This window comes from Nonomuraea sp. NPDC049152 (assembly GCF_040648355.1).
Lineage (GTDB): Bacteria > Actinomycetota > Actinomycetes > Streptosporangiales > Streptosporangiaceae > Nonomuraea.
Genome location: NZ_JBEZDO010000020.1, coordinates 149,966 through 176,306, shown reverse-complemented (window position 1 = coordinate 176,306; position 26,341 = coordinate 149,966). Strand labels below are relative to the sequence as shown.

General features: G+C 67.1%; 26 protein-coding genes and 5 pseudogenes. 15 read left to right on the top strand and 16 right to left on the bottom strand.

The window, feature by feature from the left end:
- Nucleotides 1-92: 92 nt before the first annotated feature.
- A pseudogene (locus AB0B45_RS32090) lies at nt 93-197 on the bottom strand (universal stress protein); the annotation flags it as partial.
- Between the two features lie 83 nt (nt 198-280).
- On the opposite strand from AB0B45_RS32090, the gene AB0B45_RS32085 reads away from it, so the two are divergent.
- The 3 genes from AB0B45_RS32085 to AB0B45_RS32075 all read left to right on the top strand — a co-directional run bounded on the left by AB0B45_RS32085 (nt 281) and on the right by AB0B45_RS32075 (nt 1,650).
- A complete protein-coding gene (locus tag AB0B45_RS32085) occupies nt 281-682 on the top strand; it encodes a hypothetical protein (protein WP_358138228.1) in 402 nt (133 codons plus the stop codon).
- Nucleotides 683-985 carry a hypothetical protein gene (locus AB0B45_RS32080; RefSeq protein WP_358138227.1) on the top strand — a complete coding sequence of 101 codons (303 nt, stop codon included), beginning with the start codon at nt 683-685 and terminating at the stop codon, nt 983-985.
- Between the two features lie 167 nt (nt 986-1,152).
- Complete coding sequence (locus AB0B45_RS32075) at nt 1,153-1,650, top strand: DoxX family membrane protein (RefSeq protein ID WP_358138226.1); 498 nt, start codon at nt 1,153-1,155, stop codon at nt 1,648-1,650.
- A gap of 61 nt (nt 1,651-1,711) precedes the next feature.
- Here the strand turns inward: AB0B45_RS32075 and AB0B45_RS32070 are convergent, their stop codons facing one another.
- From AB0B45_RS32070 to AB0B45_RS32055, 4 genes and pseudogenes are all read right to left on the bottom strand, one after another.
- The gene (locus AB0B45_RS32070; protein WP_358138225.1) at nt 1,712-2,149 is read right to left on the bottom strand and encodes a pyridoxamine 5'-phosphate oxidase family protein; all 438 of its coding nucleotides are present in this window, start codon (nt 2,147-2,149) and stop codon (nt 1,712-1,714) included.
- A gap of 61 nt (nt 2,150-2,210) precedes the next feature.
- A pseudogene (locus AB0B45_RS32065) lies at nt 2,211-2,330 on the bottom strand (LuxR C-terminal-related transcriptional regulator); the annotation flags it as partial.
- Nucleotides 2,331-2,349: 19 nt separating this feature from the next.
- Nucleotides 2,350-3,003 (bottom strand): pyridoxamine 5'-phosphate oxidase family protein, encoded by a 654-nt coding sequence (locus AB0B45_RS32060; protein ID WP_358138223.1) that lies wholly within the window; start codon nt 3,001-3,003, stop codon nt 2,350-2,352.
- Between the two features lie 274 nt (nt 3,004-3,277).
- Nucleotides 3,278-3,424 (bottom strand): annotated as a pseudogene (locus tag AB0B45_RS32055) (hypothetical protein); the annotation flags it as partial.
- Nucleotides 3,425-3,530: 106 nt separating this feature from the next.
- Between AB0B45_RS32055 and AB0B45_RS32050 the strand changes: the two are divergent.
- On the top strand, nt 3,531-3,683 hold the full coding sequence (locus tag AB0B45_RS32050; protein WP_358138221.1) for a hypothetical protein: 153 nt from the start codon (nt 3,531-3,533) through the stop codon (nt 3,681-3,683).
- A 350-nt stretch (nt 3,684-4,033) separates the two neighbouring features.
- Here the strand turns inward: AB0B45_RS32050 and AB0B45_RS32045 are convergent, their stop codons facing one another.
- From AB0B45_RS32045 to AB0B45_RS32035, 3 genes are all read right to left on the bottom strand, one after another.
- Nucleotides 4,034-4,693: a restriction endonuclease gene (locus AB0B45_RS32045; protein WP_358138219.1), complete on the bottom strand. Its 660-nt coding sequence runs from the start codon at nt 4,691-4,693 to the stop codon at nt 4,034-4,036.
- Between the two features lie 522 nt (nt 4,694-5,215).
- Nucleotides 5,216-6,067 (bottom strand): universal stress protein, encoded by an 852-nt coding sequence (locus tag AB0B45_RS32040; RefSeq protein WP_358138217.1) that lies wholly within the window; start codon nt 6,065-6,067, stop codon nt 5,216-5,218.
- A gap of 314 nt (nt 6,068-6,381) precedes the next feature.
- Entirely contained in the window at nt 6,382-8,364 is a 1,983-nt protein-coding gene (locus tag AB0B45_RS32035; protein ID WP_358138216.1) for a serine/threonine-protein kinase, read from the bottom strand.
- Between the two features lie 140 nt (nt 8,365-8,504).
- On the opposite strand from AB0B45_RS32035, the gene AB0B45_RS32030 reads away from it, so the two are divergent.
- Both AB0B45_RS32030 and AB0B45_RS32025 read left to right on the top strand, forming a co-directional pair.
- On the top strand, nt 8,505-8,900 hold the full coding sequence (locus AB0B45_RS32030; protein WP_358138214.1) for a metalloregulator ArsR/SmtB family transcription factor: 396 nt from the start codon (nt 8,505-8,507) through the stop codon (nt 8,898-8,900).
- A gap of 13 nt (nt 8,901-8,913) precedes the next feature.
- Entirely contained in the window at nt 8,914-10,143 is a 1,230-nt protein-coding gene (locus AB0B45_RS32025) for a GNAT family N-acetyltransferase (RefSeq protein WP_358138212.1), read from the top strand.
- Nucleotides 10,144-10,199: 56 nt separating this feature from the next.
- Here AB0B45_RS32025 and AB0B45_RS32020 read toward each other — a convergent pair.
- Together AB0B45_RS32020 and AB0B45_RS32015 are read right to left on the bottom strand one after the other, a co-directional pair.
- Nucleotides 10,200-10,286, bottom strand: a pseudogene (locus tag AB0B45_RS32020) (phosphotyrosine protein phosphatase); the annotation flags it as partial.
- A 199-nt stretch (nt 10,287-10,485) separates the two neighbouring features.
- Nucleotides 10,486-10,838 (bottom strand): annotated as a pseudogene (locus tag AB0B45_RS32015) (transposase); the annotation flags it as partial.
- Between the two features lie 134 nt (nt 10,839-10,972).
- On the opposite strand from AB0B45_RS32015, the gene AB0B45_RS32010 reads away from it, so the two are divergent.
- Nucleotides 10,973-11,545 (top strand): hypothetical protein, encoded by a 573-nt coding sequence (locus AB0B45_RS32010; RefSeq protein WP_358138210.1) that lies wholly within the window; start codon nt 10,973-10,975, stop codon nt 11,543-11,545.
- Nucleotides 11,546-11,731: 186 nt separating this feature from the next.
- Here AB0B45_RS32010 and AB0B45_RS32005 read toward each other — a convergent pair whose 3' ends face one another.
- Complete coding sequence (locus AB0B45_RS32005) at nt 11,732-12,241, bottom strand: DinB family protein (RefSeq protein ID WP_358138208.1); 510 nt, start codon at nt 12,239-12,241, stop codon at nt 11,732-11,734.
- A 321-nt stretch (nt 12,242-12,562) separates the two neighbouring features.
- On the opposite strand from AB0B45_RS32005, the gene AB0B45_RS32000 reads away from it, so the two are divergent.
- Nucleotides 12,563-12,865: a hypothetical protein gene (locus AB0B45_RS32000; RefSeq protein ID WP_358138207.1), complete on the top strand. Its 303-nt coding sequence runs from the start codon at nt 12,563-12,565 to the stop codon at nt 12,863-12,865.
- 93 nt (nt 12,866-12,958) lie between these two features.
- On the opposite strand, the gene AB0B45_RS31995 is transcribed toward AB0B45_RS32000, so the two are convergent.
- The 3 genes from AB0B45_RS31995 to AB0B45_RS31985 all read right to left on the bottom strand — a co-directional run bounded on the left by AB0B45_RS31995 (nt 12,959) and on the right by AB0B45_RS31985 (nt 15,224).
- Nucleotides 12,959-13,180, bottom strand: a complete 222-nt coding sequence (locus AB0B45_RS31995; RefSeq protein WP_358138205.1) for an SDR family NAD(P)-dependent oxidoreductase — start codon at nt 13,178-13,180, stop codon at nt 12,959-12,961.
- A gap of 60 nt (nt 13,181-13,240) precedes the next feature.
- Nucleotides 13,241-14,467, bottom strand: coding sequence for an MFS transporter (locus AB0B45_RS31990; RefSeq protein WP_358138204.1), 1,227 nt, complete (start codon nt 14,465-14,467; stop codon nt 13,241-13,243).
- A gap of 460 nt (nt 14,468-14,927) precedes the next feature.
- Nucleotides 14,928-15,224, bottom strand: coding sequence for a hypothetical protein (locus AB0B45_RS31985; protein WP_358138202.1), 297 nt, complete (start codon nt 15,222-15,224; stop codon nt 14,928-14,930).
- 1,030 nt (nt 15,225-16,254) lie between these two features.
- On the opposite strand from AB0B45_RS31985, the gene AB0B45_RS31980 reads away from it, so the two are divergent.
- Together AB0B45_RS31980 and AB0B45_RS31975 are read left to right on the top strand one after the other, a co-directional pair.
- Nucleotides 16,255-18,411, top strand: coding sequence for a P-loop NTPase fold protein (locus tag AB0B45_RS31980; RefSeq protein ID WP_358138200.1), 2,157 nt, complete (start codon nt 16,255-16,257; stop codon nt 18,409-18,411).
- 693 nt (nt 18,412-19,104) lie between these two features.
- The gene (locus AB0B45_RS31975) at nt 19,105-19,473 is read left to right on the top strand and encodes a hypothetical protein (protein ID WP_358138198.1); all 369 of its coding nucleotides are present in this window, start codon (nt 19,105-19,107) and stop codon (nt 19,471-19,473) included.
- 395 nt (nt 19,474-19,868) lie between these two features.
- Here the strand turns inward: AB0B45_RS31975 and AB0B45_RS31970 are convergent, their stop codons facing one another.
- The gene (locus AB0B45_RS31970) at nt 19,869-20,750 is read right to left on the bottom strand and encodes a sigma-70 family RNA polymerase sigma factor (protein ID WP_358138196.1); all 882 of its coding nucleotides are present in this window, start codon (nt 20,748-20,750) and stop codon (nt 19,869-19,871) included.
- 334 nt (nt 20,751-21,084) lie between these two features.
- Here AB0B45_RS31970 and AB0B45_RS31965 point away from each other — a divergent pair, with 334 nt between their 5' ends.
- Together AB0B45_RS31965 and AB0B45_RS31960 are read left to right on the top strand one after the other, a co-directional pair.
- Nucleotides 21,085-21,396 carry a hypothetical protein gene (locus AB0B45_RS31965; protein WP_358138195.1) on the top strand — a complete coding sequence of 104 codons (312 nt, stop codon included), beginning with the start codon at nt 21,085-21,087 and terminating at the stop codon, nt 21,394-21,396.
- A 36-nt stretch (nt 21,397-21,432) separates the two neighbouring features.
- Nucleotides 21,433-22,122, top strand: a complete 690-nt coding sequence (locus AB0B45_RS31960) for a flavodoxin family protein (protein ID WP_358138193.1) — start codon at nt 21,433-21,435, stop codon at nt 22,120-22,122.
- Between the two features lie 487 nt (nt 22,123-22,609).
- Here AB0B45_RS31960 and AB0B45_RS31955 read toward each other — a convergent pair whose 3' ends face one another.
- Nucleotides 22,610-22,822 (bottom strand): hypothetical protein, encoded by a 213-nt coding sequence (locus AB0B45_RS31955; protein WP_358138192.1) that lies wholly within the window; start codon nt 22,820-22,822, stop codon nt 22,610-22,612.
- 660 nt (nt 22,823-23,482) lie between these two features.
- On the opposite strand from AB0B45_RS31955, the gene AB0B45_RS31950 reads away from it, so the two are divergent.
- From AB0B45_RS31950 to AB0B45_RS31940, 3 genes are all read left to right on the top strand, one after another.
- A complete protein-coding gene (locus AB0B45_RS31950; RefSeq protein WP_358138190.1) occupies nt 23,483-24,109 on the top strand; it encodes a hypothetical protein in 627 nt (208 codons plus the stop codon).
- A 155-nt stretch (nt 24,110-24,264) separates the two neighbouring features.
- Nucleotides 24,265-25,110 carry an RNA polymerase sigma factor SigJ gene (gene sigJ / locus AB0B45_RS31945; RefSeq protein ID WP_358138189.1) on the top strand — a complete coding sequence of 282 codons (846 nt, stop codon included), beginning with the start codon at nt 24,265-24,267 and terminating at the stop codon, nt 25,108-25,110.
- Nucleotides 25,111-25,177: 67 nt separating this feature from the next.
- Nucleotides 25,178-26,326 (top strand): FAD-dependent oxidoreductase, encoded by a 1,149-nt coding sequence (locus AB0B45_RS31940; RefSeq protein ID WP_358138188.1) that lies wholly within the window; start codon nt 25,178-25,180, stop codon nt 26,324-26,326.
- Nucleotides 26,327-26,341: the final 15 nt, after the last annotated feature.

Here is a 26,341-nt window from a genome sequence, read left to right as displayed (position 1 = left end):
GACCGTCGTTCGGTCGGTGCGACAGCTGGAACCGGTTGCCCTGCAGGGCTCGTCCCCATCTGATCCTCCAGGGACCTACGACACCGGCACCGACGAACCACGGCCACAGGGCAGTTCGCGTGGTACAGCACTCCGTGGCTGACCGATCCGAGTGTTGCAGTGGCGAGCCGGCCGCGTCCTCGGCTTCCGAGTCCAACGCCTCCGACAGGAAAGGTCTTGTGGCCCTGTCGTCTGCGCCACGGGGCTTGGAAGTCTTGTCGTGGAGAAGGAGGTGGGCAGGATGAGACTGACCTGGAAAGACGCCGTGGCCACGACGTTGGTGTGCGCGATCGTGGTGGTCTACGTCCTGTTCCTCGCCGGAGCCGACCTGCCTGTCATCCACCAGGTGGGCGGCACCACCAGCATGATCGTGCTGCTCGGGACGGTCGCGGGGTGCGAGATGAGCAGAGGAGATCTCTACACGAGGCCACGCTCGCCCGCCACGCTCCTCTACATCGTCCTGGCGAGCACGTTGGGAATCGCGGCTCTGCTGTCCAGCGTGATCGCACTCATCACGGCCAGCGAGAGCGCCCTGCTGGCGCTCTTCGCCGCCACGATCGCGCTGTGGCTGATCTCAACGGTGCGGCATGCGGTGACTCGTGTTCCTCCTGTTGATCGGCCCATCCGTCGATCGACCAGGTAGGTGGGTACTCAGTCGGCCTACCTAGGCGGAAACCCGACGCGTCACGACACCGTCGCTGCCGATCCTGTGCACCTGCTGAAGTTCCTGGCCGAGGTGGTGCCTGCGCTCGACCAGCTCCCATCTTCTCCCGGCTTCCTGTGGCGGGATGGCCGGCCAGGCTGGTCCGTCCTGGATCGCTGCCTGACTTGCCGGACTTCGGTGGTCACGGATGTGGGGGTCACCGCCTGCAGGAGGTTGGTGCCCGACGTGTGGGCCTACGCCGACCACCTGCGCGAAGCGTTGGACGAGCTCAAGATCGGTTAGGGCGGGGTACGACCGAAGGCGCCGCGCGCCGGGCCTCCGGAAGCCCATTCGCCATGGCCGGCGCTCCGACCGTTTCCGGACCAAGGACCTTCTGAGACGGGCCGTACGGCACTGCCGACATGACGGCGGAAAAGCTGTGATGGACGCATAGGACAAGGGAGGACACCATGGCCACGACACACACCAGGCCCGTCATGGACGCCGACCCCAGCAGGACCGTGACCCGCCCCCTCGACTACGTCTGGTCGATCGTGCGCATCTCCATCGGCTGGGTGTTCCTGTGGGCGTTCCTCGACAAGGCCTTCGGCTGGGGCTTCGCCACCCCTGCCGACCGCGCATGGATCAACGGCGGCAGCCCCACCACAGGCTTCCTCAAAGGGAGCAACTTCGCCGCTCTGGCCGGTCAGCCGTGGGTGGACTGGCTGTTCATGGCCGGGCTGCTCGGCGTCGGCCTCGCGCTCGTGCTCGGCATCGGGACCCGCCTCGCGGCCGCGGCCGGCGGACTGATGCTGGCGCTCATGTGGGCAGCGGGGCTGCCCCTGGCCAACAACCCGTTCATGGACGAGCACATCATCTACGCCATGGTGCTGATCGGCCTGGCCATGGCCGGTGCCGGCGACACCCTCGGTCTCGGGAAGCTGGTCCGCAACCCTTACCTCAAGTAGCCGGTGACAAGCGACGCCCACCCCGTCGGGGGTGGGCGTCGGCCGTCGTACCAGCGGTCCCTCACGGTACGACCGTGACTCCGTCGGTGGCTTCCGCGGTGATTCTGCGCCCTGAAAGCTGCGCGATCTGTACCACGATGTAGTGGTTTCTGTCTCCCGGTGCCCAGGGTTGCAGCGGCAACTCGGCCAGCCGCGCCCGCTCCACCTCATCCTGAACGGCCCGCGCCTGCCCCACTGCGGTGACCGACCAGCCGGTACGCGTGGCTGGGTCGAAGTCGTCGACCTCGAAGGCCACCACGGCGCGCCTGGTCGCCGCGGCGAGCTTCGACCCGACGTTCGTCCTGATCACGATGTGCCCGTCGGTGAGGCAGAAGTTGACCGGCTGGACCGCGGGCAGGGCGCGGTCGGTGAAGACGATCCGCCCGATCTCCGCCGACGACAGCAACTCGAGGCACTCCCTCCTGGAGAGCACCTGGAGACCGGAATCGTCCATGTGCATACCATCCAGCCTGACCGCCCCAACGGTGGCTGGTGTAGAGGCTAAGGTCCCGATATCCCCGTCATTCCCTGCTGCCTGTCCTCAACCGGGCGGCCATCGCCGCTGCCTGCGTGCGGCGCTGCATGTTGAGCTTGCCCAGCAGGTTGGAGACATAGTTCTTGACCGTCTTCTCCGCCAGATAATAGGAGGCCGATGGTGGCTCAGGTTCGGAGTCCGTGGATGCGACGGCCGGTGATCTGCGTGGGGGCGATACGGATGTAGAGTTCGCGCTCGCCTCCTGCCCACGGAGTCACGCTGACCTGCGGTATCTGGTCTGGGCTGATGTGGTGGGCGGCGCCCTGGATGAGTACGCTCCATCCCTCCCGCCTGGCCTCGTCGATCTGGTCGACTTCGAAGCCGATCTTGATCTCCACGCCTTCGAGTCCCGTGCGCAGGTCCTCGTCCATCGGCCCGCCGTACGCCGTCCTGAAGATCACGGAGCCGTCGACGAGCTGGTAGTTCACCGGCAGGATGGTCGGCCCTCGCAGCCCGCCGAAGGCGACGCGGCCGATGCCGCCGGGCGCGATGAGCCGTAGGCATTCTTCTTCGTCCAGGACCTCGAGCGTCGGGTGGGCCATGGCCGGGCCCCTTCCTGGCGGGCGGTCCGTGGCGCCGCCGAGCAGGTCGTCGAATGTGGTGTCGAGGGCTTCGGCCAGGCGGATGAGTGACTCTCTTGATGGCGTCCCGGTGGATTCCTCCAAGTAACGGATGTAGCCGGACGTTAGCTCCGTCCGTTCGGCGAGCTGTTCGTGGGTGAGTCCGAGACGCTCGCGGTGGTATGCGATGCGGCGTCCGAGGTCGCTTCCCGCGCTCATGTCCACTCCTTGTCGGCAGGTGAAGGTACGGCTTTCTCCACGGGATGCGCGTGGTCGTTGACCCGGTCCCCGTGTGGGCGGCGTCGATGAAGAAGCGTGTCCCGAGCATGTGCAGAGTGAGCGAGACGGTGCCGAGCTTCTCGGGCACGAGCGGGTTCGGCTGCAACCCGTTGGGGCCGGACCTCCAGGCCGAGGTAGCGGCCTGGCGGCAGGCCCAGGGCGCCGCGTGGATGCCTTCTGCAGTTGTGCCGTCTTGGACGCCCTTGATGTCGCTGACCAGGGGCGCGGCGAAGAACCGCCAGGAGCCCGCGCGGCTGGACCTGGCGAGCACCCGGGCGTGCACCACGGCGCTCAAGGTCGAGCCGTGGCGGGTCCGCTCCCTGTTGTAGTGGACGGTCCGCAGGATCGGTTCCGGCTTCACTTCATAGCCTAACTTGCTCAGGAGAAACAGCAGCTCAGGGGCATCGCACGCCCGCACGCAGTGCCACCTCGACACCGGCTTGGCGGTTCAACGTTCCGAACGCGCCTTGACGAGCAGAAGCTGCCTGAACGTCACCACCAGGTCCGCGATGTCCGTCCACAAACAGATCAGCCATCCGCTCGCATCCGACGCCGTCCACACGCAGGTGCGGATCACCAGCCCTGGTACGCGCATCATCGAGATCACGCAGAACCGCTGACGGGTCGAAGCGTGGTCGGCGACCCTGCGGATGAGAACCAAGTCGTTGGACCTGCTGCAAACGAGGCCATCGTGCTCAACTCCTTCATGGCTGTTCTGTAAGCCTCGTCCTCAGCCGTTTTCCTGCCCAGGACCACACGTCCCGGTCATTGCCGACGAACGGCCGGACAGGCAGCGGTCATCCGGCCCGGAACGGCAGGGTCCTTCGGCCCTGGTCGATGATCGAGCCGATGATGATGCTTCTCACCTCGGATTGCGCGCGGTGGCCGATCGGGTGATCCCGGCGGCCTGCTGCCCTGATTCCCGTCAGTTGGTCGGGGTGGCACTGGGACATTGGATATGGGTGGGCGCTCAGGAGGTGCGAGAGCTCCGCACGCTGAGGACGCGATGCATGAATCGCTCAGAGGTGTGCCGCACACGCCGCCACTTCCGTAGCGGCGTGCTCAACCCGAGAAGCTGCTGAAGCGCCACCCCCTCGCCACCCCATCGGCTGAGCTCATCTCGGCCTAGAACGTGGATGCGGAAGTCAGCGGCCACAGCCCGCGCGTCACGGGTGAACGAGCCGTTGGTGACGATCACGGCGATGTCCGCACCATGCGCGGGACCGGCGGTTCCGTTCACCTCGTAGACCACGCGCGAGCCCACCTTGCCGGCAACAGTGGTGTGCTTGCACTGGGCGACGATGACGTACCCACGGTCATCGCGGCCGATCACGTCGGCCGCCTTGTCGCCGCGCTGCCCGACGTGAGCGGCGATGATCCCGTCACGCAGCATCAGGTCACGTACGGCGTGCTCGAACTCCGTAGGAGACATGGCATCGATCTCATGCAGGCTTACGCGCAGATCCCGCAGTCGGGCCGCTCGACGGTGAGCCGCCGCGATTTTCCATCGCCAGACTGCCACTCCGATCAGGCTGGCGATAATCGCCAGCCCCATGCCGATATACCAGCGGCTCAGAATGAATTCTATGGCCGACCGTAATATCTGATAAGCAACGGAGAGCGTGGCCACGGCTACGAACGCGGCGGCGATCCACTCGGTCCCAGTTCGCGGTTTTCTGGGACGTACACGGTTTCGTAGCTGGTTTCTGAGCCATTTCATGGCGCCTCGGGCGGCTCGGGCGGGAGAGGGCTGACGGGCGGGGCCGGAGGCGTCTGGTCGGATACCGATGCTGGGTGTGGAGCGGGCGACTGCGGCTCATCGGGGCCTGAGATAAGAAACCAAGCGAGTCCGGCCGCGACGGCTAGAATAAGCCATCCTGATCCTTTGGATTTCGGTCTGCCCTTTCTTACCCAGTGCCCCCTGCGGTAGTACTTCCCCTCTGGCATGGCGACTCCTCGATGCTCGAACGGAAGGGGAGTGCGCGGCGAAAGGCCGTACCCGAGATGAGAACACGCGCGACCGACAGAAATGACATCAGTGACGCGGATCGCGATGAAGTATCGCTATGAGGAGATATTTTCCTTCCTTGGCATACTGGGCTTGTTGCCGGCGGTAGTGCGCTTGGTGTCTCTTGAAGCGGCCACGGCGATGTCACGCTTGTGTGCGGATGACCGCGAGCGGCCCTGGTGCGTGGTGCAGCAAGGCGTGGCTGACCGAGCCGAGCACCATCCCCGTCAGCTCCCCGCGTCCGCGCGATCCCACCACCAGCAGGTCGGCACCTCGCGCGGCATCCCTCAATACGTCGACAGGGTGGCCCCGGACGATCTCATCGACCACGTTGACGTCCGGGTAGCGTTCGCACCAGCCTGCCAACGTCTCCTTCAGCTGCCGGACCTCGTGCTTCTCGTCCTCGTCGAAGCCGCCGGGCACCGGCTGGATTCCGCCGCCCGTGTCGTACCTGCTCCACACATGGACGGCACGCAGGTCGGCCTGACGCAGCGCCGCCTCCGCGAAGGCGAACTCCAGGACGTGTGCCGCTCGTGCGGAGTTGTCGACGCCGACGACGATCTCTCCGCTGCTCACGGCAGGCGTCCCCCGCACCACGACGACATGGCACGGAGCATGTCCCGCCACGCCGTAAGCGACGGAGCCGACCAGCAGGCCGCGCACGGCGCTCAGCCCGTGATTGCCCACCACCAGCAGCTCGGCCTCCGTACCCTCGCCGATCAGCGCCTCTCGAGGGTCTCCCGGAAGGATCTTCGATTCCACGGTCAGCTTCGGCTGCTCCCGGAGGGCCCTGTCGACGCCGGCAGCCAGAACGGTTTCCGCGCCCTGACGCATCCACTTCGCGATATCGGAGTAGCGGCCCTGACCGGTCTCACACGCCCATCGATAGATGGCATGCACCACGCGTAGCGGCAGATCGCGCAACGCAGCCTCTCGCGCCGCCCAGCCGACCGCCTCAAGACCCGCACGCGAACCATCGACGCCTACCACGATCATGATGACTCCCTTCGAGTATCTCCATGAGATGACTGAGGGCCGCCGCGTGATAGTGCCAAAGGTCCTCAGGGACAGATCCTCAAGCCGTCAAAGTGCGAGCAACGCCGGTGCACGAGCTCGTCCGCGTCGAACGCGGCGAGCCGTTCCCGCGGCTGCACGACGCGACCCTCGACCGCCGCGTTGAGATCCTCGACGCCGTTTCAGCGGGGAGGGGGAGACGGTCAGGGCCGGCAGGAACGCCTTCGAGGCGGCGATGGGTGCCGTCCTGATCAGCATTCTCATGACGACCTACACGGGCGCCCACGCGGAACGGTTCATGTGACCCTGATGAAGGTGGGACCGTAGTCCTCGTCGTCCGGGCTCTCGAGCAGCGTGCGGACCTCATCGCCGTCGAAGTCGACGACCTCTACGCGGTCCCTGGTGGCGTTGTCGAACTCCCAGCAGTAGAGGTGGGTCTCGTCGTACCAGCCGAGGAGCTTGTCGCAGGAGGAGGACACCTTGCGCACCCGGTCGCCCGAGGCGCTGTCCCAGATGCACAGCTCGCCCGCGTTGCCGTCGGGGCAGCGGGTGGCGAACGTCCTGCCCGAGGGGGAGAAGAAATCCAGCGCGCCGTCGGGAACTTCGCCGATGTTGACGGCGTCGCGCACCTTGTTGCCCGAGGTGTCGAAGAAGCGCAGGTCAGAGCCGTAGAGGTTGACCACGCCGTTGTTCTGGCCATCCCACCTGAAAGAGTGGTTGTTCTCGCCCGCCACCATGACCACGCTCGCCTTCAGCGCCGCCACGTCGACGATGACAAAGCCGAGGTTGAGCGCGTTCTCGCCCTTCACCTGCTCGACGTTGAGCAGGATCTTCGCGCTGTCCTTCGACCAGGCGACGATGCTGCTTTCCAGCGGGGCCTTGACGGTTTTGACGGCGGTCTTCTGCCGGACGGTTCTCGTGTCGGTGATCTCGATGGAGTCGTAGTGGTCGGAGGTGTAGTCCTTGCCGCGGCGCGCGAGAAGGCGGCCGTCGGGGGAGAGCTTGGTCTCCGTGGCACCGTCGTAATGGCGGAACGGGCCCGTCAGCGTGTCCCTGGCGTAGTTCTCCCACGCATGGGTGCCCTTGGCCTTGAGGTCGTAGGACGTGAGCCTGATCGGATCGCCGGGGCGCTCGAAGAGGGTGGACCGTGTACCCGGCAGCTGCTTGGCGATGCCCTGTGTGGGTTCTTCCGAGCGGGATAGGGCGACGGCCACCACCACGAGGAGCAGTGCGGTGAGCGCCGCCGCGAATCCGACGACCAGCCTTTTCCTGCGTTTCCTGGGCAGCCTCGGATAGCTCACCCGGGGTTGGGCGGCGGTCGGCGCCCAACCCTGCCCACTCCCCTGTGACGGTTCGGCGGGGCCTCGGGGCCGAGGGACGACCGCCTCTGGGCTCTGGGGAGGCGGGGGACCGCGGCCGGGGAAAACACGGGTGGACACCTTGGAGGCGGTGGCCTCCCGCGGCATGCCGCCGTGGGCCACCGGGTGCCGGATCAGCCGCTTGATGACCTCCTCGGCGGTGGGCCGCTGGGCGGGGTCCTTGGACAGGCAGGCCTGCACCACCCCGGCCAGCGGCTCGTCGAGATCCGAGACGTCGGGTCTCCCGTTCAAAATCCTGTTGATGACCGCGGGCATCGTGTCGCTGCCGAACGGGGCCCTGCCAGAGGCGGCGTAGGCGATCGTGCTGGCCCAGGTGAACAGGTCGGCAGCGGGCCCCACCTGGTGGCCGAGCAACTGCTCGGGAGCCATGAACGACGGTGTCCCCACCGGCGAGGAGCTGATCGTGGAGGTGGCGTCGAGGGCCTTGGCGATGCCGAAGTCAATCACTCGGGGCCCGTCGGGGGCGATGATGACGTTGGCGGGCTTGAAGTCGCGGTGCACGATGCCCGCCTGGTGGATGGCGGCCAGCGCGGTGGCGGTGCCGATCGCGAGGCGGTACAGGGCCGGCCCGGTGCGCGGACCCTGCTCCTGGACGACGTCGTGCAGGGAAGGGCCCTCGATGTACTCGCTGACGATGTAGGGCCTGTCATGCTCGACACCCGTGGCGAGCACCTGTGCCGTGCAGAAGGGGGCGACCTGCTGGGCGACCCGGACCTCGCGCAGGAACCTCTCGGCGCTGACGGCATCGCCGAAACGCAGCCACTTGATCGCGACACGCGCACCCGTGCGGTCGGCGGCGAGGTAGACGACGCCCTGGCCACCGTCCCCGAGCCTGCCGACGACTGTGTAGTCACCGAGACTGGCCGGGTCCCCTGACCTGGGCGGATCGTAGGGTCGCATACCTGAAATTGTCTCGCGCTTCACAACGGTTGAGCCACCGAATGTTCTTCCAGGAACGCCGCAAGGCCTCAGTCGCGTGGTCTCCAGCGGAAGGCCGATCAACGTCCCGTTCATCGGCGAACCGCCGGCCGCGATGTGCCGTGTCTAACGCCACCGCCTGGCTTCCCTTCGGACAGTCTATCGACTATCGTCGATTGACGATGAATGTACATGCGAAGCCCCTCGATCGAGCTGAGGCCGAGGAGTACGCGAGCTGGTTCAAGGCGCTGGCCGACGCCACGCGCATCCAGATCGTGTCGCTGCTGGCCCGCCGCCGTGAGCCGATGACCGTGGGGGAGATCGTGACAGCCTCCGGAGTCGGCCAATCGACCGTGTCGCACCATCTGAAGATTTTGTCCGATGCCCGGTTCGTCCTGGTGGAGCGGCAGGGCACGTCCAACCTGTACTGGATCAACGAGGCCTGCGTGAGCTGCTTCCCCACCGCCGCCGACGTGGTGATGGGCAATCCCGTCCCGGCCTCTCCGGCTTGCGACTGAACAGGAGATCGCGATGGCATATGACGAGGTCGTCAAGCACTACTCGGGCCTGGCCCGTGCCGCCCTCACCGGCAAGGTCATCGTCGACTGCGAGGCCGACGAGTTCGATCAAGGCTGTTTCGGGACGGCCGGATACGACGACATCGAGGGCCTTCCGAAGGGAGCGCTACGGGCGAGCCTGGGATGCGGCGACCCGGTGGCCGTCGCCGAGTTGCGCGCCGGTGAGACCGTCCTCGACCTCGGCTCGGGCGGCGGCATCGATGTGCTGCTGTCGGCGCGTAGGGTCGGCCCTTACGGCAAGGCCTACGGCCTGGACGCCAGCCCCGACATGCTGGAACTCGCCCGCGCCAACGCCGCCAAGGCGGGCGCGACCAACGTGGAGTTCCTGCACGGCACGATCGAGGCCGTCCCGCTGCCCGATCACGCGGTGGACGCGGTCATCTCCAACTGCGTGATCAACCTGTCCGACGACAAGCCCGCCGTCCTGGCCGAGGCCTTCCGGGTGCTGCGGCCCGGCGGACGGTTCGGGGTGAGCGACATGGTCACCGACGGGCCCGTTGATCCGGTACGGCGGGCCGCCGCCGAGCAGCGACTGGGCTGCGTGGCCGGATCGCTGGCAGTCGAGGAGTACCGAGACCTGCTTCGCGAGGCAGGCTTCGTCGGCATCGCGATCCGCCTCACCGTCGACCACGGTGACGGGCTTCGCTCGGCCATCGTCCAGGCGCACAAGCCCGCGATCGGGCCTGGTCTGGAGATCAGGCCGATGCGTGAAGCCGACGCCGCCCAAGTGCTGTCGATCTACCAGGCCGGTCTCGATACCGGCCAGGCCAGCTTCGAGACCGTCGCGCCGAGTTGGGAGGGCTTCACCGCCGTCAGGCTGCCGCACCTGCGCTACATCGCCGTCGATACCGAGACGAACGAGGTGGTCGGCTGGGTGGCCGCCTCCCCGGTGTCCACGCGTCCGGTCTACGCGGGCGTCGTCGAGCACAGTGTCTACGTCCACCCCGGCTGCCAAGCCCACGGCATCGGCCGAGCCCTCCTCACGGCCTTCATCGCTGCCAGCGAGGACGCCGGGATCTGGACCATCCAGACCGGCATCTTCCCTGAGAACGCCGCCAGCCTGACCCTGCACCAGGCGCTGGGCTTCCGCTTCCTTGGCACCCGCGAGCGGGTCGGATGCCATCACGGAGTCTGGCGCGACGTGCTGTTCATGGAACGGCGCAGCACAATTGTCGGCATCTGACGCCATGGGGAACGAGCCCGACGCGGCGCCCCACTATGGCGGAGCGTCGCATGAGCTCACGCAGGCAGTAGCTCGCCGACGAGCTTTTCGATCCTGGTACGGATCTCGTCGCGGATCGGCCGGACGGCCTCGATGCCCTGCCCCCGCCATCCGGAGCTGGCGCTCCTGGTCGGCAACGGCACCCTGACGGCACAGCGCAACAGCGAGTGCCACATCCGCGTCCACGCCGGACTGGGCGTCCCAGCCGACTGGCACGTCGTCGCGGGCCTGGACCTCGCCGACACCCGGTCCGTAGATGTCCAGCCCCATGTGGCGGCGGGCCTCGGTCCACTCATCGGTCTGCATCCCGCCCAGCCCTCGAGCCACCAGGCCGCGCAGGAAGGCCAGCCAGCCGGCGCCGTCCTCGGCCGAGGTGACCTCCAGGCCCAGGATCTCCCGCTGGCCGTTGGCGTTGACCGTGGTGGCCACCAGCACCTGCACGTTGATGATCCGCCCGCCCTCTCGCACCTTCTGCGTCAGCGCGTCCAGCCAGACGAAGGCATACGGCCCGGCATCCAACGCCCTGCTGCGAAAGGCCCCGACCTGCGTGTCGAGCACCTTGGCCATTTCCGAGACCTGGCTAGCTCGACGGTGCCGGCGCGGGTGTCCCACTCGCGAGAGCGGCAGCCGTTGCGCCGGTTGGTGCGATCGTCGCTGTCGACAACCAGGCCGGCGGCGACAACCTGCTTTCTTCTTCTACGGGGCAATACGGATTGTTCACAAAGACGCCTTCTACGTTGAAGTTGTCCCTGGGCCGAGCGCTCCAGTCCAAGTCTCCTAGTCTCGAGACATGAGTGATTCCTCCGCCTCGACCAAGGCCAAGGTCCATGTCTCTCATCACTGGATAGTCATCGTTCCGGGCGATGGATTCGACACCGATCCTCCAGGCCATGTCCCGAACGGTCTGGTCGCCGCCCGGCGGGATGCTGTGGTGATCCTCACGGGTATCCACTCGGGAGTCGTCGAGGTGGAGGTCCGCCTGCGGCCTTTTCCCCCGAATGCCGCGGCCTCAGGGTGGGAGGAAGTCGAGGAGCTTGAGTTCGTCACCACCGCAGGAGACATGGAGCTGTGGGGCTTCATGGAAACCGAGCCCAATGGCTTGCCTGGTCTCACCCCTCAAGGCCCTGGACGTTATGGCCTGCGCGTGCACACCAGAGGCCGAGCCATCAACCCCACAGCAGTCCCTCGGATCCCATTCGAGCACTACCTCCTCGATATCTGGCCGATCGAGTTGGGCATCGACCTGGCTCCCTCCACGGAAGAAACGGGCGACCAATCTTCGTCCCCCGTGGACGCCATCCGAGCATGGGCACGTGCCAACCCGCCACAGACCGAAAGAGGTCGTCTGTCTGGGAGCAGGTGAGCGATAGGTCCACCCGTCGGCCCTCGGGCGGGACCGACCTGAGCCTGGTCCGCGCCGGCTGTCCATGATGCTGAAGGGCACCGCCGGCATCGCCGTCGCCGGGGAGGCGGCCGACGGCCAGGAGGGCATCACCGCCACCGACGCCCCGGCATCGTCCTCATGGACCTGCGGATGCCGGGAAGGGCATCACCGCCGGTGTGTGGTGCCGCTGAGGACTTGCTCACGGAGGATGTCCGCGTGGCCGCAGTGCTGGGCCAGCTCACGCAGCATGTGGAGGTAGACCCAACGCAGCGGCAACGGGCCCCGGCGGTTGCCCCGTACGAGGTCGTCCAACGTCAGCTCCGCCGCGGCCTGGCGGGACGCCGCGCAGGCCTGCTGGTAGGCCCACTGGACGGAGGCGATCGAGTCGCCGTCGTCGAGATCGAACGACTCGTCGGGCGAGTCGGGAATGCCGATCTCGGTGCGGGATCGGCACGTGATCGCCTCGTCGAACCAGACCTTCTCCACGAACGTGGCGTGCTTGACCAAGCCCAGCAGCGTGGTCTTGGACGTGACCAGCGACCGGCGCGCCTGCTCCTCGGTCAGCCCGGTCAAGCTGTCGTTCAGCGCGGATCGATGCTCATCGAGGAACGCCTCGAACTGTTCGCGGAGTGTCGCGTGGAAGACGGCGGGTTCCGTCGAGGGCAGGATGACCATGACCGCCACGATAGGCCGCTTGGGCCGTGTGCCGCGTAGATCCTTCGGAGCCAGGGCGGCACACCGAGCGGCGCAATCCGCCGGCGGATGTGACCGCCGGGCTTCCGGCTACGTGCCCTGCGAGGCCCGGCAGGGGCTGACTGACAGCGCGGTCCCGTCACACGTGCGCTTCTGCGGCTCGCGGTAACGTCGGAGGCGGGTTCCGAGCGGCGACGTCGCTTTCGGCCCCGGCGTGTCGTGCGCGAAATCGGAGGTGATCACGATGCACCCGGTCCCATGACGGCCCCATCCTGGGGCGTCACGGAGCCGAAAGGTGACCGTATGAGCAAGACCGACAAGACCCGGCCCTGGTGGGTGCGGATGGCAGACTCGCCGATGGTGACCTGCCTGCCCGTGCATGATCATCGGTTCGGGCCGTGCACGCTGCCGGACGAGATCACCGCCGAGAGCGCGTCCCTGGGCTACCGCAAGGGCGGCTGCCACTGGGGTGCCCCCACCTTCTACGTGTTCGGTTCCGGCACCAGGGGTGGGAGTCAGGAGTGGTACCACTTCCGACGGGAAGAGCGCCGACGCAGCCGTCACCAGGCGCGCCGCGAGCTGCGCGCCTACGACAGCGAAGAGTGAAAGAAGGCGGCGGGCCGGATATCGGCGGGCGCTGCCTCCTCCTCGTCCGTCCGATGTGGAACGTGGTCCCGGTGGTGCCTGGAGACAGGGCCATCACGCGCAGGCCGGTGCCGCGTGACTCCTCCACAGCGCCTCGGTGAGGCTGAGCACGAACGCCTCGGTGGCGCCGTAGAGCGCCATGCGCGGGTTGGGCTGGTAGGCGGCCATGCTGGCCGCGTTGACGAGCACTTCGCGCCCGGCCGTCCGCAACTGCTCGATGAAGACGCGACTGATGTCGGCCACCGCGGTCATGTCGACGGCGATCTCCTGGCGCACGGTCAGGCGCGGAGTCGCGGTGTCGTCGACCAGATCGAGCGTTCACATCCACCGAACATCTCAGTCGTCGTGGGCGATGAGCATGAGCTGCCGCCACAGCAGCACCACGAACACCGCGGAGCCAGCGAAGGCGAACCAGAAGGGCGCTGCGACACCGAGGCGGGTGGCCAGGACACCGCCGATCAACGAGCCGACCACCAGACCGGCGTAGACGCAGACGGCGTTGACGCTGCCCACTCGGCCCTGCAGTTCGCGCGGGACCGCGCGCTGGCGGACGGTGACCGAGGTCGTGCCCCAAATGAACGCGTGCGCGCCGAAGGCCAGGAAGATGGCCCCGGCGACCCACGGCGAATGGGTCAGGGCCAAGCCCAGGTGAGTGAACGTTTCGATGATGAGTCCGATCCGCATCAGGGCGCCGAGGCTCACCCTGCGGGTGATGGCCCCGTACAGGCCGGTGCCGATCAAGCCGCCGATCCCGCCGATGGTGGTCATCAGACCGAAGCCCAGGGCGCCGAGGCCGAGCTGCTCCTGGGTGTAGAGGACGAGAACCGACCAGGCCGCGCCGAATGTGAAGTTGAAGATCAGGATTGTGAGCGCCAGCGTGCGGACCGCCGCGTGCTGGATTGTCCAGCTGAACCCGGCGATCAGTTCCCGTACGGTGTTAGGCATGAGATCGTCGGCCTGTCGGCCGTGCGGCGGCAACGTGATCCGGGAGACCAGGACGATCCCCGCCACCACCAGGAGCAGCTGGCCCGCGAACGGCCAGGTCAAGCCCAGGCCGAACAGTGCCGCGCCGATCGGCGGCCCGGCGAGCTGATTGAGCGTGATGAACCCCGTGCCCAAGCGGGCGTTGGCGATGACGAGATCGTCCTTGCTGACCATCATGGGAGTCAGCGTGGCCGTCGCGTTGTCGGCGAACACCTCGGCGATGGATCGGAGCGTGAGCGCCACCAGCGCCGTCGCCACGGTCACGGTGCCGGTCACCATGAGCGCGACGAGCGCCGCCAGCACCACGGCCCGCACCACGTTCGCGACGAGCACGATCCTGCGCCGGTTGTACCGATCCGACAGCACGCCCGCGTACAGGCTGAACAGCAGCGGCGGCGCCCAGCCCACCAGGGCCGACAGCGAAATCATCAGCGGGTCGCGAGTCAACGTCGCGATCAGCAGCGGGCCCGCCGCGGCCGCGACCCCATCACCGAGATTTGTCAGCCAGCTGGAGGCCAGCAACCATCGGAATCCTGTCCCCAGCCGGGCAGGAAGGACTCGCTCCACCACTGTGATCACGAGCGCAAAACCATACGTTTCGAGAGCATCTACGGCAACGCGTTTTCGCGTCTGCGTGCCATGTGGTGAGGAGGGTCACGGCGACCGCGCTCACCGGCGACAACGTGAGCCGGCTCTTTGCCTCGGGAGCTTGAGCAGCAACCGAACGGCCAGTGGCGCTACCCCCGGAAAGACATCACCAGCGGCAACACTTACCCGGGCGAACCCCAGGGCTCCTTACTTGCCTTGCCTCTTGCGCGCACTGGTTGATCAGTTCGGCGAGGGCTTGCGGCCACCGCCCGCTCAGGCCGGTGGTACCGAGGCAGTGCACCTGACATGACTGACATGCCTGAAGACCCGTGAATACTGGTGAGGCGAGTACGCGCCAACCGTACTTGCCTGCCATGAATGACTACTTAGAGTCGCTCAAGCTCTACTGACCTGAGATGACGCGTGAGTGCTGTTCCCCTCTTCGGGGGGGCTACTCGAGCGCGGGGACCATGCTTGCAATATCCGAACTATCCATGATGCTGGCGATGAGATATGTATCGCGTGGTTCACCGTAGCGACGAGCTTCTTCCTCCGTAAGTTTACGGTGAACGACCAGGTATCCCTCCGAAGCAACGGTCGCATCCCAATCGTCTCTACCTGGAACGGGCACGCTGATGCTCTCCGGAGAGGTAACAGCTTCGCGGATCGCCTCGACAACGTTACGAATATCCTTCCCCTCCTCCAGTAGGCGCTGTTTTGCGGTACTGGACAACAAGATTCGGCTCATGCTGTGATATCCTCGATTACTGTGGTTTCCTGAGCCCTCAGTTCAATATCTGCACGCTCCGCTTCTGCTGAGATTTGATTGCTTCTAGCGAGCATCATACAAAACTGGTTTAGGCTTACCTTCTGTTCGCCTACCATCCTCGGTGCAAAGATGCAGACGCACAAGAGGAATGCGCCCACGAGAAGAAGACCGCCGGCAAGAAGCTGATTGCGGTCCAACAAGAAGCCGATAACGGCCGCCGCCATTAGGAGAGTTCCTACAACTCCCGCCCAGTGATGGGACTGGAATCGGGATTGTCTATGTTGGGTTCTGGCCATTGAAAAGCCCCCTGCCCGAGAGCGGCACTACTTGGGCAATAGATTCTTGCGACGCGCTCTGTGACGTTGTCGCAATCTTCGATGTGCCTCGTACCCACGTGATGGTGATTGCCATCCCGCCAATAGACAAAGAAAGCCTCCCGTCTCGGTTGAGACGGGAGGCTTTGCTGTCCGGCGGCCCATTCCATGAGCGTGACGAAGCTGGCGACAGCAGAAAATCGCATGTTGGACATGATGGCCAGAGCAGCATGGGACGGGATGAGCCCGCCTGCTGGTGGACCCTCCAAGGACTGCTGGCCTCGTCCACCTCGGAGCAGGGCATCACTTGGACTGGTTGCCATCCAGCAACGCGCAACCCCCACCGCCGACTCCCAAAGCCAAGGCGTGCGTCGGTTTCCCTTCTCTCTGAATGGGAAGCCCGCCGAGAAGGAAGCACGGATCAAGGTCGAGTGGCGGCTCTGGCTCGGTAGCGACCAGTTGCCGCGCAGGGCCGTGGGTCGGTACTCGCGAAGGAATACGGCTTCAGGGAGTAACCACAGCTCATATGGCGGGCGACCCTTTCAGTGATACACGCCGTTGATGGGGTGTTTGTTGTGGACCTGATTGCGGTTCGAACACCGCGCCGCAGGTCGAGGACCTGTGCCGGACGCTAGGTTCTCTGGCTCGCCCCCATCTCAAGGTCCATGGCGAGCTGATCATGGGACGATATGGCAGTGAGCGCATCCGAGCCAACGTCCGCTGCGCAGATCGCCAAGGTCCTCGATGACGAGGGACGACCCGTGGGGGCCGGTGTGCTCGTCGCCGCTGACCTCGTGTTGACGTGTGCGCATGTCCTCGGGCAGGAGCAGCCGGTCGAGGCGGTGACGGCGGAGTTCCCGTTTCTCGATACCGGGCCTGTGCGGGCGCAGGTTCACTTCTGGTCCGCACCCGGTGAGCCTCTGGGCAAGGGGGATCTCGCGGTTCTCCGGCTGGATGGGGCCGTCCTGCCTCCAGACATCCAGCCCCTTGGCTTCGCTTCCGACGCGCCAGTGGGCCTCCAGGTAATCACCTATGGATTCCCCCGCGGGTATGACGATGGACGTTGGACGTCGATGCGCACGGTGGGTGGTCTGCCGAACGGGCTCATGCAGTTGGAGGGCTCCGGACTTGATGCCGGATATTCGGGAGGGCCGGTCTTCGACACCGAAAGCGGAACTCTGCTCGGCATCGTTGTCGCAGCGGACAGGGAGCGCAGCCTCGGGTTCATGCGTCCCCTCGCCTCGCTGATGGAAACGTGGCCGCATCTTGGCACCGTAGTCATACGAGAGCCAATGACTCCACCCCAGAACACCCGCGGAGGCGCCGGAGCGCGGGAGCGTACGCAGTGGGTGAGCGATGCTCCAACTGACGACGACATGCTCAAGCGTGCTGCTCTGGCCAAGGTGCTCGCCACACACCTGCGCCAGGCCAGGGCCGACACCCCCGACTCGTCGTTCCTGGTGCATGTGGACGGATCGTGGGGAACGGGCAAAAGCACGTTGCTGAAGCTGCTCGCCAGGGAACTGTGGGATGACTCGCTCGTCGTGTTCTTCGACACGTGGCGGCATGTGCGGATCGAGCCGCCGTGGTGGGCGCTCCTGACCGCCGTCCGCAAGGCGGTCATCGCCGGCCGCCCGCGCTGGCGACGCCCCTGGTTCCGGGTCAGGGAGCTCTTCGCGCGCATCCACCGTGACGGCGCCGCGCAGGTGCTGTCGGGGCTGCTGCTGGTCGGGGCGGCGGTGCTCGCGGGCGTGTTGTTCAGCTCGGGAACCGTCACCACACATGGGCTCGAGCCCACGCTCAAGACCATCACTGCGGTGGTGGGAGCCGTGGGCGGGCTGTGGACGGCAGGAGTTGTGGTCAGCAGGTACGTGATGTGGGGATCGGCACGAAGAGCCCGTTCCTTCGAGGAGTCGCACACCGATCCCATGAACGAGGTCGCCGAGCACATCGCCTGGCTGGTACGGCATGCCGACCGGCCGATCGTCGTCTTGGTCGAGGACCTCGACCGCTGCAACGCCGGTTACGTGGTGAACTTCCTCGATTCCGTCCAGACGTTGCTGCGGGACGTTCCGGAGCGCTGGAGGCGGCCGGTGCATTGCGCGCCAAGCTTCGTGGTCGCCATGGACGGGGTCTGGCTGCGCTGCGCGTACGAGGACGCGTACGAGACGTTCAAGTCGGCCGTGGCGGAGCCGGGACGGCCGCTCGGGTATCTGTTCTTGGACAAGTTGTTCCAGCTCAGCGTGCCGATACCCAGACTTGGCACGGCCAGCCGCGACCTGTACTTCGGCAGGCTGCTCGGCACAAGCGTCGCACCGCCCTCGGCCGCCACCGCCCAGCAGGTGCGGGCCGAGCTCGCCCGCAGCAGCGACGAGACCGAGGTGCTGGAGACCCTCGCGCGAGCCGATCCTGAGGTGCGGCAGGCGGTGGCGTCGCAGGCGATCGAACGGATCCTCGACGCCGACGTCCAGGACATCTCACACCACGCCCTCGCGAAGTTCTCCAGGCTGCTGCACAGCAATCCACGCGCGATGAAGAGGTTCGTCAACACCTATACGGTCTCGCGTGCCGTGCGAGTACTGGAAGGCAGCGTGGTTCCGACCGACAGCCTCGCGCTGTGGACGCTGCTGCGCATCCGGTGGCCCGAGCTAGCCGATCACCTGGAATCGCGTCCAGAGACCATCGACCAGATCAAGGAAGGCGTCGAGGCCAGGGATCTTCCGGACACGCTGCGTGAGCTAGCCGCCTCGGCTGAGCTGCATGGCGTGCTACGGGCGGTGCCGGGGACGCAGCTCACCCCGGAGATGATCCGTGCGTGTTCCGGGGCGAGCGACGACATGACACCGCGCTAGCGCGTTACGGGCTGTATGACCGCTTCGGAGCCGACTCAGCCAACCGGGCGCCGCTTCCCTGCCCTCATGGTCGGCGATCGCGTCAAGAACCACCTCATGGGTCAGCTTGCCTGCGTTGACCGCCCCATGATCTTTCCGGTGGTCCGCACCCCCCGAAACCCTCATGCGGGAAAGCGAAAACGGCGGCACCCATGGGCTGATCGCGCGCTCCTGTCAGCGTTGGCCCGCTTCCTGACGACGATGCTGCGGGCTCATCGCCTGGTCACCCCGGGAACTTTGCTGGCCTGGCACCGCCGTCTGATCAAACGCTCCTGGATCTATCCGCCAACCCCACCGGCATCTGCTCATGGACCTCGGGGGAGAGGGCCGGCTCGTTCCACTTCCTCATTCGTGACCGGGACACCAAGTTCACCGCCGCCTTCGATGAGACCTTCACCAGCGAGGGCATCACGGTGGTGAAGACGCCGCCGCCGACGCCTCGAGCCAATCGCTACGCCGAACGCTGGGTGCGCACCGTACGAGCCGAATGTGCCGACCGCATGCTGATCTACGGACGAACGCACCCTTCGATCAGTCCTGGACGAGTACACCGAGGTTCGTGTGAACGCCGGCGGCATGACTTGTCGCCCGCAGGGTGACCACCGGCGTCGGCGTGGTTCCCAGGATTTCGGCCATGACGCGCTACCCGACTGGGTGGAGCGGCTCGTCCCGGTCCTGGACGGGGTCGGCTCCCTGGGCTCAACGGGCCGGGATGTGGGCTGGGCCCTGGCCCACATCCGTGACCAGGCCAGACTGGCGGACAGCCCGCTGCTGTCCTGCGCACGCACGGCGACAGTGAAGGACCTCCAGGAATGGCTGCGGGATGCCGTGCGCACCCTGGAGGACGGCGACTCACCGGAGGACGCCGAGGCGGGGTGGATCCTGCGGCACTACTACCTGGGGCGACCGCGGACGCACCAGCAACTCGCCCGACAGCTCCACATCAGCCGGGCCACCTATTTCCGCCGGCTCCACCACGGTCTGGACACGCTGGGCCGTCTGCTGTCCACCGAGAATTCGTGACTCACCGAAACGCAACCATGCGCTCATTCACGTGCCGGATCTTCCGGTTGTCCCTGCCTGAGAAGCCGAAAGTCCGGCGAAGGCCGCCACCGACGCGCCCGACATCCTGCCGACTTTGCCGAGCCGGCCGCCCCGCTATCCGGCCGCGAGTACGAGATCGTCGCTTCAGTCCTCAGTCGCTGCGGCTCCGGTCGAGGAGCATCTTCGGCGACACCGTCTCGTGTCAGCCGACCGCCAGATGCTCCTCGACGTCTGCGTGCACGACCAAGATGCGCGGCTCGCGGACCACCAACGCTCGATCGAAAGGTTTCGAGGTCGAAGGCGCGCGGCGAAGGCCACGCCCCGGTAGTCGCGTCGCTACCTGGGCGGTCCCTTGGGACGGGCCGAGGCCGCCGTCATGAGTCGAGGACAGCCAGGTCGAGCTCGTGGAGGCGCGCCGGGTCGGCGATCACTTCGTACTCGGCGATCTTCCCGTCCTTGAACGTGAGGGTGAGGGCGAGGACAAGTCGTCCATGCGGGGCCACGACGATTCCCAGGGCTCCGTTCACGAGCGCCAACTCTGCGAACTGGGCACGCTGCGCGAGGAGAAGCGTCTCCTCCACCACGGCTTCCACACCGCGGATCTCTGTCGGTACACCCGCTGGCAGCGCGGCGGCGTCGGCCCGGCGCACGACGCCCGGGTCGAGAACCGCGAGAAGCCCGTCGATGTCACGGCCGCGTGCGGCGGCGAGGAAGGCCTCGACGACCCGGCGGTGCCAGGCGAGATCGGCGCCGGTGACTGTGGCTGTGCCTTTCACCCGTTGGCGGGCGCGACTGGCGAGCTTCTTGGTCGTGACGGGTGACCGTCCCACGATGGGCGCGATCTCGTCAAAGGGTACGGCGAACATGTCGTGCAGCACGAAGGCGATCCGCTCTGCGGGCGGCAGCCTTTCCAGCACCACTAGCAGCGCGCGGCCGACCGAGTCGGCCAGTACCGCTTCGTGTTCCGGATCCGTCTGGCGACCGCTCGTGCTCGGTTCAGGAACATTCCACCCCACGGGCTCGTCGCGTCGTGCCTTGCGGGAGCGAAGCATGTCGAGGCAGACGCGCGCCACGACCGCCGTCAGCCATCCCGCCAGGTTCTCGACACCACTGACGTCGGAGCGGTTGAGCCGTAGCCAGGATTCCTGGACAGCGTCCTCGGCGTCGCTCAGTGAGCCGAGCATCCGGTAGGCAACAGCCCGCAAGTGGCCGCGATGGGCCTCGAATTGTTCCGCCAGAAAATCATGCTCGTCCATCGGTCACCTTTCCTCGTCGCGTTTCGTCATAGCCGATGGAGTGAGGTTGGGCTCGATGATCGAGCAGGTGGCCGCCTGCCGGCCGGGGCATGTGCCGTGCCTTTGACCTGCAGAGCCACGAGTGTAACCGGTCGAAGTCGCTCGCCGGGCCCTGGGTTCACCAGGCACCGGATGATGGGCGCGCCTTCGCAGTGGCGGACGCCGCACAGGCCTTCGGCCCCAGCAGAAGCGGGGCGAGAGGCACAGTAACCCAAGCCGACAGCTGAGCGTTCCCGGCTGCCTTGGTGCCGGCCGAACGACAGAGCCGTCGATGACGAAAAGGAGAAGATGTCAAGTGAGTCTGTTCGTGGTGCGTTCGCGAGTCAGGGAAGAGAGTGTGCCCGCGGTCGAGGCCGGCATCGACAAGATGATCTCGGCTATTACGCACGAGGCCCCGGAGGGCGTTCGGTACGCGTACTGCAAGCTTCCCGACGGTGTGACCTTCCTGGCGCTACTGGAGCTCGCGGAAGGGGCCGAAAACCCGCTGCCCGGTATCGCGGCATGTAGGGAATTCCAGGAGAACCTCAGGAACCACTGGATTGATCAGCCCCAAGCCCCGGCCCCCGAGCCACTCGAGGTCGTCGGATCGTACGGGCTGTTCAAGTAGACAAAGCCAGCAATGCGTAACTATCAGGAGGATGGCATGTTCGACAGGACCGATCACCTCAGGGGCGAGTCTGCTCAGGTGCGGATCGCGGTGGCCTTTCACAGCGCCTACGGGCACACCGCCCGTCAGGCCGAGGCCGTGGCCGACGGCGCCAGGCAGGTGGAAGGGACGACGGTGGAACTGCTGGCGGTCAACGAGCTCAACGACTCGCTGTGGTCGAGCCTTGACGCCGCTGACGCGATCGTGTTCGGCGCACCCACCTACATGGGCAGCCCGTCGGCGGGGTTCAAGATCTTCGCGGAAGGGACCAGCGCCGTCCTGAAGGACAACCTGCGCTGGAGGGACAAGGTCGCGGCGGGCTTCACCAACAGCAGCTGCATGAGCGGCGACAAGCTCAACACCCTGGTCGACCTGGCGATGCTCGCCGCCCAGCACGGCATGATCTGGGTCGGGCTCGCCCAGTCCGGTGGATGGTCGAGCACCACCGGTTCGGTGGAGGACCTCAACCGGCTGGGCAGCTGGCTGGGGGCGATGGCCCAGTCCGACAGCGACGTCGGCCCGGACATCGCGCCGCCTGCCACCGACCTGCGTACGGCGAGCGAACTCGGACGAAGGGTGGCCGTCGTCACCCGGGCGTACCGGCGCGGCGCCGATCTCGAGCAGTTCGCGGCTCTCCAGGCCGTCTCGGCCTCATCCGACCGTTCGGGAGCGCCGTCTCTGGCGTGACGGCCTCGCGTGCGACACGCAGCTCGGTGGCCACCCGATACCTGTCGAGGCCAGGGGCGTCACCGAGCTCTCGGAGACCGTCCACGGGAGTGGTGTACAGGTTCCTTAGCCAGTGAGCGTGGCGTTGTGAATGAGGCCATCGCTGAGCAGCAGGTCCTGCGCAGCCGCACCAGCCGGCCGGTGTGTTCCTCGCCGACCAACGCGCCCTCACCGCAGGACGCCGCACACCGGCCGCCACAGACGCCGACTCGGCCACCGGACGCGGCCGACGACTGCACGGCGCAGTCGGTTGATCGCTGCCAGGACCTGTGGCCGACTCGGCGGCATCCTCAAGGAGTACCATCATGCGGCTTGACCTGGCCGGATGATTAATCGGCACCCGCAGGCGCGGTGCCGCCGGACCGGCGGCGGGCAGCGGTTCAGCATGCGGTCCGGATCCCGGATCGCGCCGACGGGAGGGCGTCGGCCGCCTGACCGCCGGGCGTCGTTAGTCCGGCATCGGCGGGTGGAGCGGGCCGCCGGTCTTGCCGGCCTCGAAGGCATTCAGCATGGCGTAGCAGATCGCCACCCCGACCCCGACGGCCGCGAGGGCCGGCGTGGCAAGGGCAGGGCCGTGCACGGCGGCCACCCGACCCTCCGGGTCGTCGACCCCGATGTCGGTGAGGGCACCCGGTCGGTACAGGAAGGATGTGTCGCTCACGACGTTCTCCTCATGTTTCGAAGGTGATCCTGCATTCCCGCTCGGCGGCGGGTTCCCGCCTAATCCGGCTGTCTGGGGGAGTCGCCGACGAGGGCACCGGCCGCGTAGGCCAGCACGATTGCGGCGGGGCGGCGCCGACGATATACGGAGTGGCGGTGACCGGGGCCCTGCCGCCGAAGACGTGCCCCTCGTCACCCTCGTCGAGTGGGCCGACGGCGTCGGCCCACCACGGTTGTCTTAACTGCTGCATGTCTCTCCTCTGTCTGCGTGGCTGCTGCCGGAGGCGCTCGCCAGAAACATGCGGGAACGCACCGGACTGGGGCGTTCTGCCCTGCCCACAACGATGGCGTGGGCGACGGGCGATTTGAAGATCGACGGGCGGCACGATGCTGCGGAGACAGAGGCAGCAACGTGCAACGGAGGCGCTGGTATCCAGACCGTGCTCACCGGTATTCGGATGCCGCGGATGAACTCGATCATGGAGCGATGGGTGCAGTCGGGGGCGCAGCGGTATACGTCCTCCTCGATGCCGGTCAGGCCGAGTACGGACATGGTGTGGCCCTGCGTGCTGTTGCCGTCTGCGACGCCCCTGAGCCGATCTTCACAGGATCTCCACACAAGGCGGGCCGGCCCTGCACGCCGAGCTCCTACGGTGTGCCCGTGACGACTTCCCGGCAACGGTTCCCCACGACGATGCTCCTGACCGCCATGGGCTCTGTGACCGTCGCGATGTCGGCCGTGGGGCTGCACATCGGCCACCTGGTGACCGCGCTCTGGCTGCTGGCCCCGCTGGCCGAGGCGCTCGCCTACCTCGTGGCGCTCGCCGTCTACCTGCCCATGATGACGGTCCTGGTCCGGCGGCGCCGGATCGCTGCCTGCGCCACCGGCCTGGTGCTCACGATCGCCGGCCTCGCCGCGCCTGTCACCCTGCAGTTCGCCCCCGAACTGCGCGTCCCCCTCCGATTCCACCTGGAGCGCTTCGCCTTTACCCAGGTAGCGGACCTGGCCCACGAAGGGAAGCTACCCGCCCAGCAGATCCACAGCTACCTGGGCGCCGAACTGCCGGCGCACCTGTGCTTCGTCTCGGCCGACTGCCGCGTCTCCGCCCTCGGCACCAGCGGCGGCCAACCGGTCCTGTTCCTGCCCGATTGGCTCGGCATCCCCGACGACGCCGTCGGCTACGCGCATTTCACGGGCGAGGCCACCGGGAGCTTCAACGCCTATGGCATGCTCGTCTGCCCCACCACCCGCCTGAGCGGCGGCTGGTGGTGGATGGGTCCCTGCTGAGGATCTCTCTCGGACCAGCGGGACACGGCGTACACCTGGTCGGCGTCGCGTCCGGCGGCGTCCAGCGCGCGGCGGGCCAGCACGCACAGCGACGGCCCCATCTTGCCGCCCGCCGCCGGGCGCAGGGGGCGGGGGCGGGCATAGAGTCGGGGGCCGTGGAGGGGTTCGAGGCCCATCGTGGCCATCTGTGGGGTGTCGCGTACCGGATCCTCGGTACGACCGTCGACGCCGATGACGCCGTCCAGGAAACGTGGCTGCGATGGCGGCAGGTCGACGCGCGGGAGGTCGACGACGAGCGCGCCTACCTGACCATGGTGGTGAGCAGGATCTGCTACGACTCCCTGACCTCGGCCCGTTCCAGAAGGGAGACGTACGTCGGCGAATGGCTTCCCGAACCGGTGGTCAAGGAGCTCGGGCCGGACGAGCGGGTGGCCATGGACGATTCGGTCAGCCTGGCGCTCCTCGCGGTCATGGAACGGCTCACTCCCGCCGAACGCACCTCGCTCGTCCTCCACGACGTCTTCGCGCTGCCGTACGAGGAGATCTCACGCGTTCTCGGGCGGAGCGTCGATGCTGTCAGGCAGCTGGCGTCCCGGGCTCGCGGGCGGGTGCAGGACTACGCGCCGCGACGGACGTCCGACCGTTCGGCGCATCTGAAGGTGGTCGAGGCCTTCGCCGCGGCCGCCACCACCGGCGACCTGCCCGCCCTGGTGGCCGTCCTCGACCCCGATGTCGTCTGGCGGGCGGACGGCGGTGGCGTCGTCACCGTGGCGCTCGTGCCGGTCGTCGGCGCCATGAAGGTCGCCAGGCTGCTCCTGGGGGTGGTCGAGCGCTGGTACGTCGGCATGTCCGCCGAATTCCTCGAGGTCAACGGCGCTCCTGGCGTGGTGGTCCGCGGCGCTGACGGCGGGGTGGACAGCGTGCTGGCCTTCACCGTGGCCGACGGGCGCGTCACCGAGATCGACGTCGTCCGGAACCCGCACAAGCTCCGCCATCTGTGACGCGGATCACTCTCACATTTCGCCTCGCCACGTCGTCTCCCTTGCAGGCACCCATGAGGAGGCGGATATGGACATCGTGGTCATCGGAGCGGGATACGCGGGAACGACGGCGGCGCTGCGGCTGGACCGGAGCCATCGCGTCACCCTGATCAGCGCTGACGGGCACTTCAGCCAGCGCATCCGGCTGCACGAACTCGCCGCAGGCAGGCCGAGCATCACCGTGCCGCTGACGGAGCTGACGCGTGGGACCGGCATCGACACGGTCACCGCCACGGTGAGCGGCCTCGACCTGGAGGCGAAGCTCGTCCGCACGGCCGACGGGCGCGCGTTCGGCTACGACACGCTGGTCTACGCCCTCGGCAGCCGCACCGACGTGAGCCTCCCCGGCGTGGCCGAGCACGCCTTCACGCCCGAGAAGGCGGGCGAGCTACGAGCCCGCCTGCACGGCGGGAGCGGCGACCTGGCCGTCGTCGGCGGCGGGCTGACCGGCATCGAACTGGCCGCGGAACTGGCCGAGACCTACCCCTCGTGGCGGGTCGGCCTCGTGACCGGCACGGAGCCGGGGCCAGGACTCTCGGCCAAGGGCAGAGCCCACATCGCCAGAGCACTGACCGGGCTCGGCGTCACCACGCACCTCGACACCCGGGTCGCCGCCGTCGAACCGGGACGGCTGCTCACGAACCAGGGAGACATCCAGGCCGACGTCGTGGTCTGGGCAGGATCGTTCACCGTGCCGCCGCTGGCGGCCGAGTCCGGTCTGGCGGTCGACGAACACGGCCGAGCCGTCGTCGACGACACGCTGAGATCGGTGTCGCACCCCGACGTCTACGTGGTCGGCGACGCTGCGGCCGTCGAGATCCCGGGCGCGGGAGCCTCCCGCATGTCGTGCGCCGTCGGCATGCCGATCGCGGCCCATGCCGCCGACGTCATCAACGCCAGAGCCGCAGGCCGTACGCCCAGGGCGTTCCGGTTCAGGTACTTCATGCAGTGCATCAGCCTCGGCCGTCGCGACGGCGTGATCCAGACGGTCCGCCACGACGACTCTCCGCTCGGCCTGGTCCTCACCGGGCGGGTCGCCGCTTGGGTCAAGGAGCAGGTCTGCCGCTTCACCCTCGGCTCCCTCCGGCTGGAACGGCGCCGCCCCGGCATCTACCTGTGGCCGAGGGGCTCCGCTCGCCCGAGCGCGTCCCCGGTCCCGTCACGCGTCGGCCGATGACCTTCACCTTCGAAC

Coding starts and splice junctions, on each gene's coding strand:
- AB0B45_RS31960 (WP_358138193.1), top strand. CDS start 21,433: ATGTTCGACAGGACCGATCACCTCAGGGGCGAGTCTGCTCAGGTGCGG.
- AB0B45_RS32060 (WP_358138223.1), bottom strand. CDS start 3,003: ATGAGCGCGGGAAGCGACCTCGGACGCCGCATCGCATACCACCGCGAG.
- AB0B45_RS31985 (WP_358138202.1), bottom strand. CDS start 15,224: ATGAGCCGAATCTTGTTGTCCAGTACCGCAAAACAGCGCCTACTGGAG.
- AB0B45_RS32070 (WP_358138225.1), bottom strand. CDS start 2,149: ATGCACATGGACGATTCCGGTCTCCAGGTGCTCTCCAGGAGGGAGTGC.
- AB0B45_RS32085 (WP_358138228.1), top strand. CDS start 281: ATGAGACTGACCTGGAAAGACGCCGTGGCCACGACGTTGGTGTGCGCG.
- AB0B45_RS32035 (WP_358138216.1), bottom strand. CDS start 8,364: ATGCGACCCTACGATCCGCCCAGGTCAGGGGACCCGGCCAGTCTCGGT.
- AB0B45_RS32025 (WP_358138212.1), top strand. CDS start 8,914: ATGGCATATGACGAGGTCGTCAAGCACTACTCGGGCCTGGCCCGTGCC.
- AB0B45_RS32010 (WP_358138210.1), top strand. CDS start 10,973: ATGAGTGATTCCTCCGCCTCGACCAAGGCCAAGGTCCATGTCTCTCAT.
- AB0B45_RS32005 (WP_358138208.1), bottom strand. CDS start 12,241: ATGGTCATCCTGCCCTCGACGGAACCCGCCGTCTTCCACGCGACACTC.
- AB0B45_RS32040 (WP_358138217.1), bottom strand. CDS start 6,067: ATGATCGTGGTAGGCGTCGATGGTTCGCGTGCGGGTCTTGAGGCGGTC.
- AB0B45_RS32000 (WP_358138207.1), top strand. CDS start 12,563: ATGAGCAAGACCGACAAGACCCGGCCCTGGTGGGTGCGGATGGCAGAC.
- AB0B45_RS31970 (WP_358138196.1), bottom strand. CDS start 20,750: ATGGACGAGCATGATTTTCTGGCGGAACAATTCGAGGCCCATCGCGGC.
- AB0B45_RS31940 (WP_358138188.1), top strand. CDS start 25,178: ATGGACATCGTGGTCATCGGAGCGGGATACGCGGGAACGACGGCGGCG.
- AB0B45_RS32075 (WP_358138226.1), top strand. CDS start 1,153: ATGGCCACGACACACACCAGGCCCGTCATGGACGCCGACCCCAGCAGG.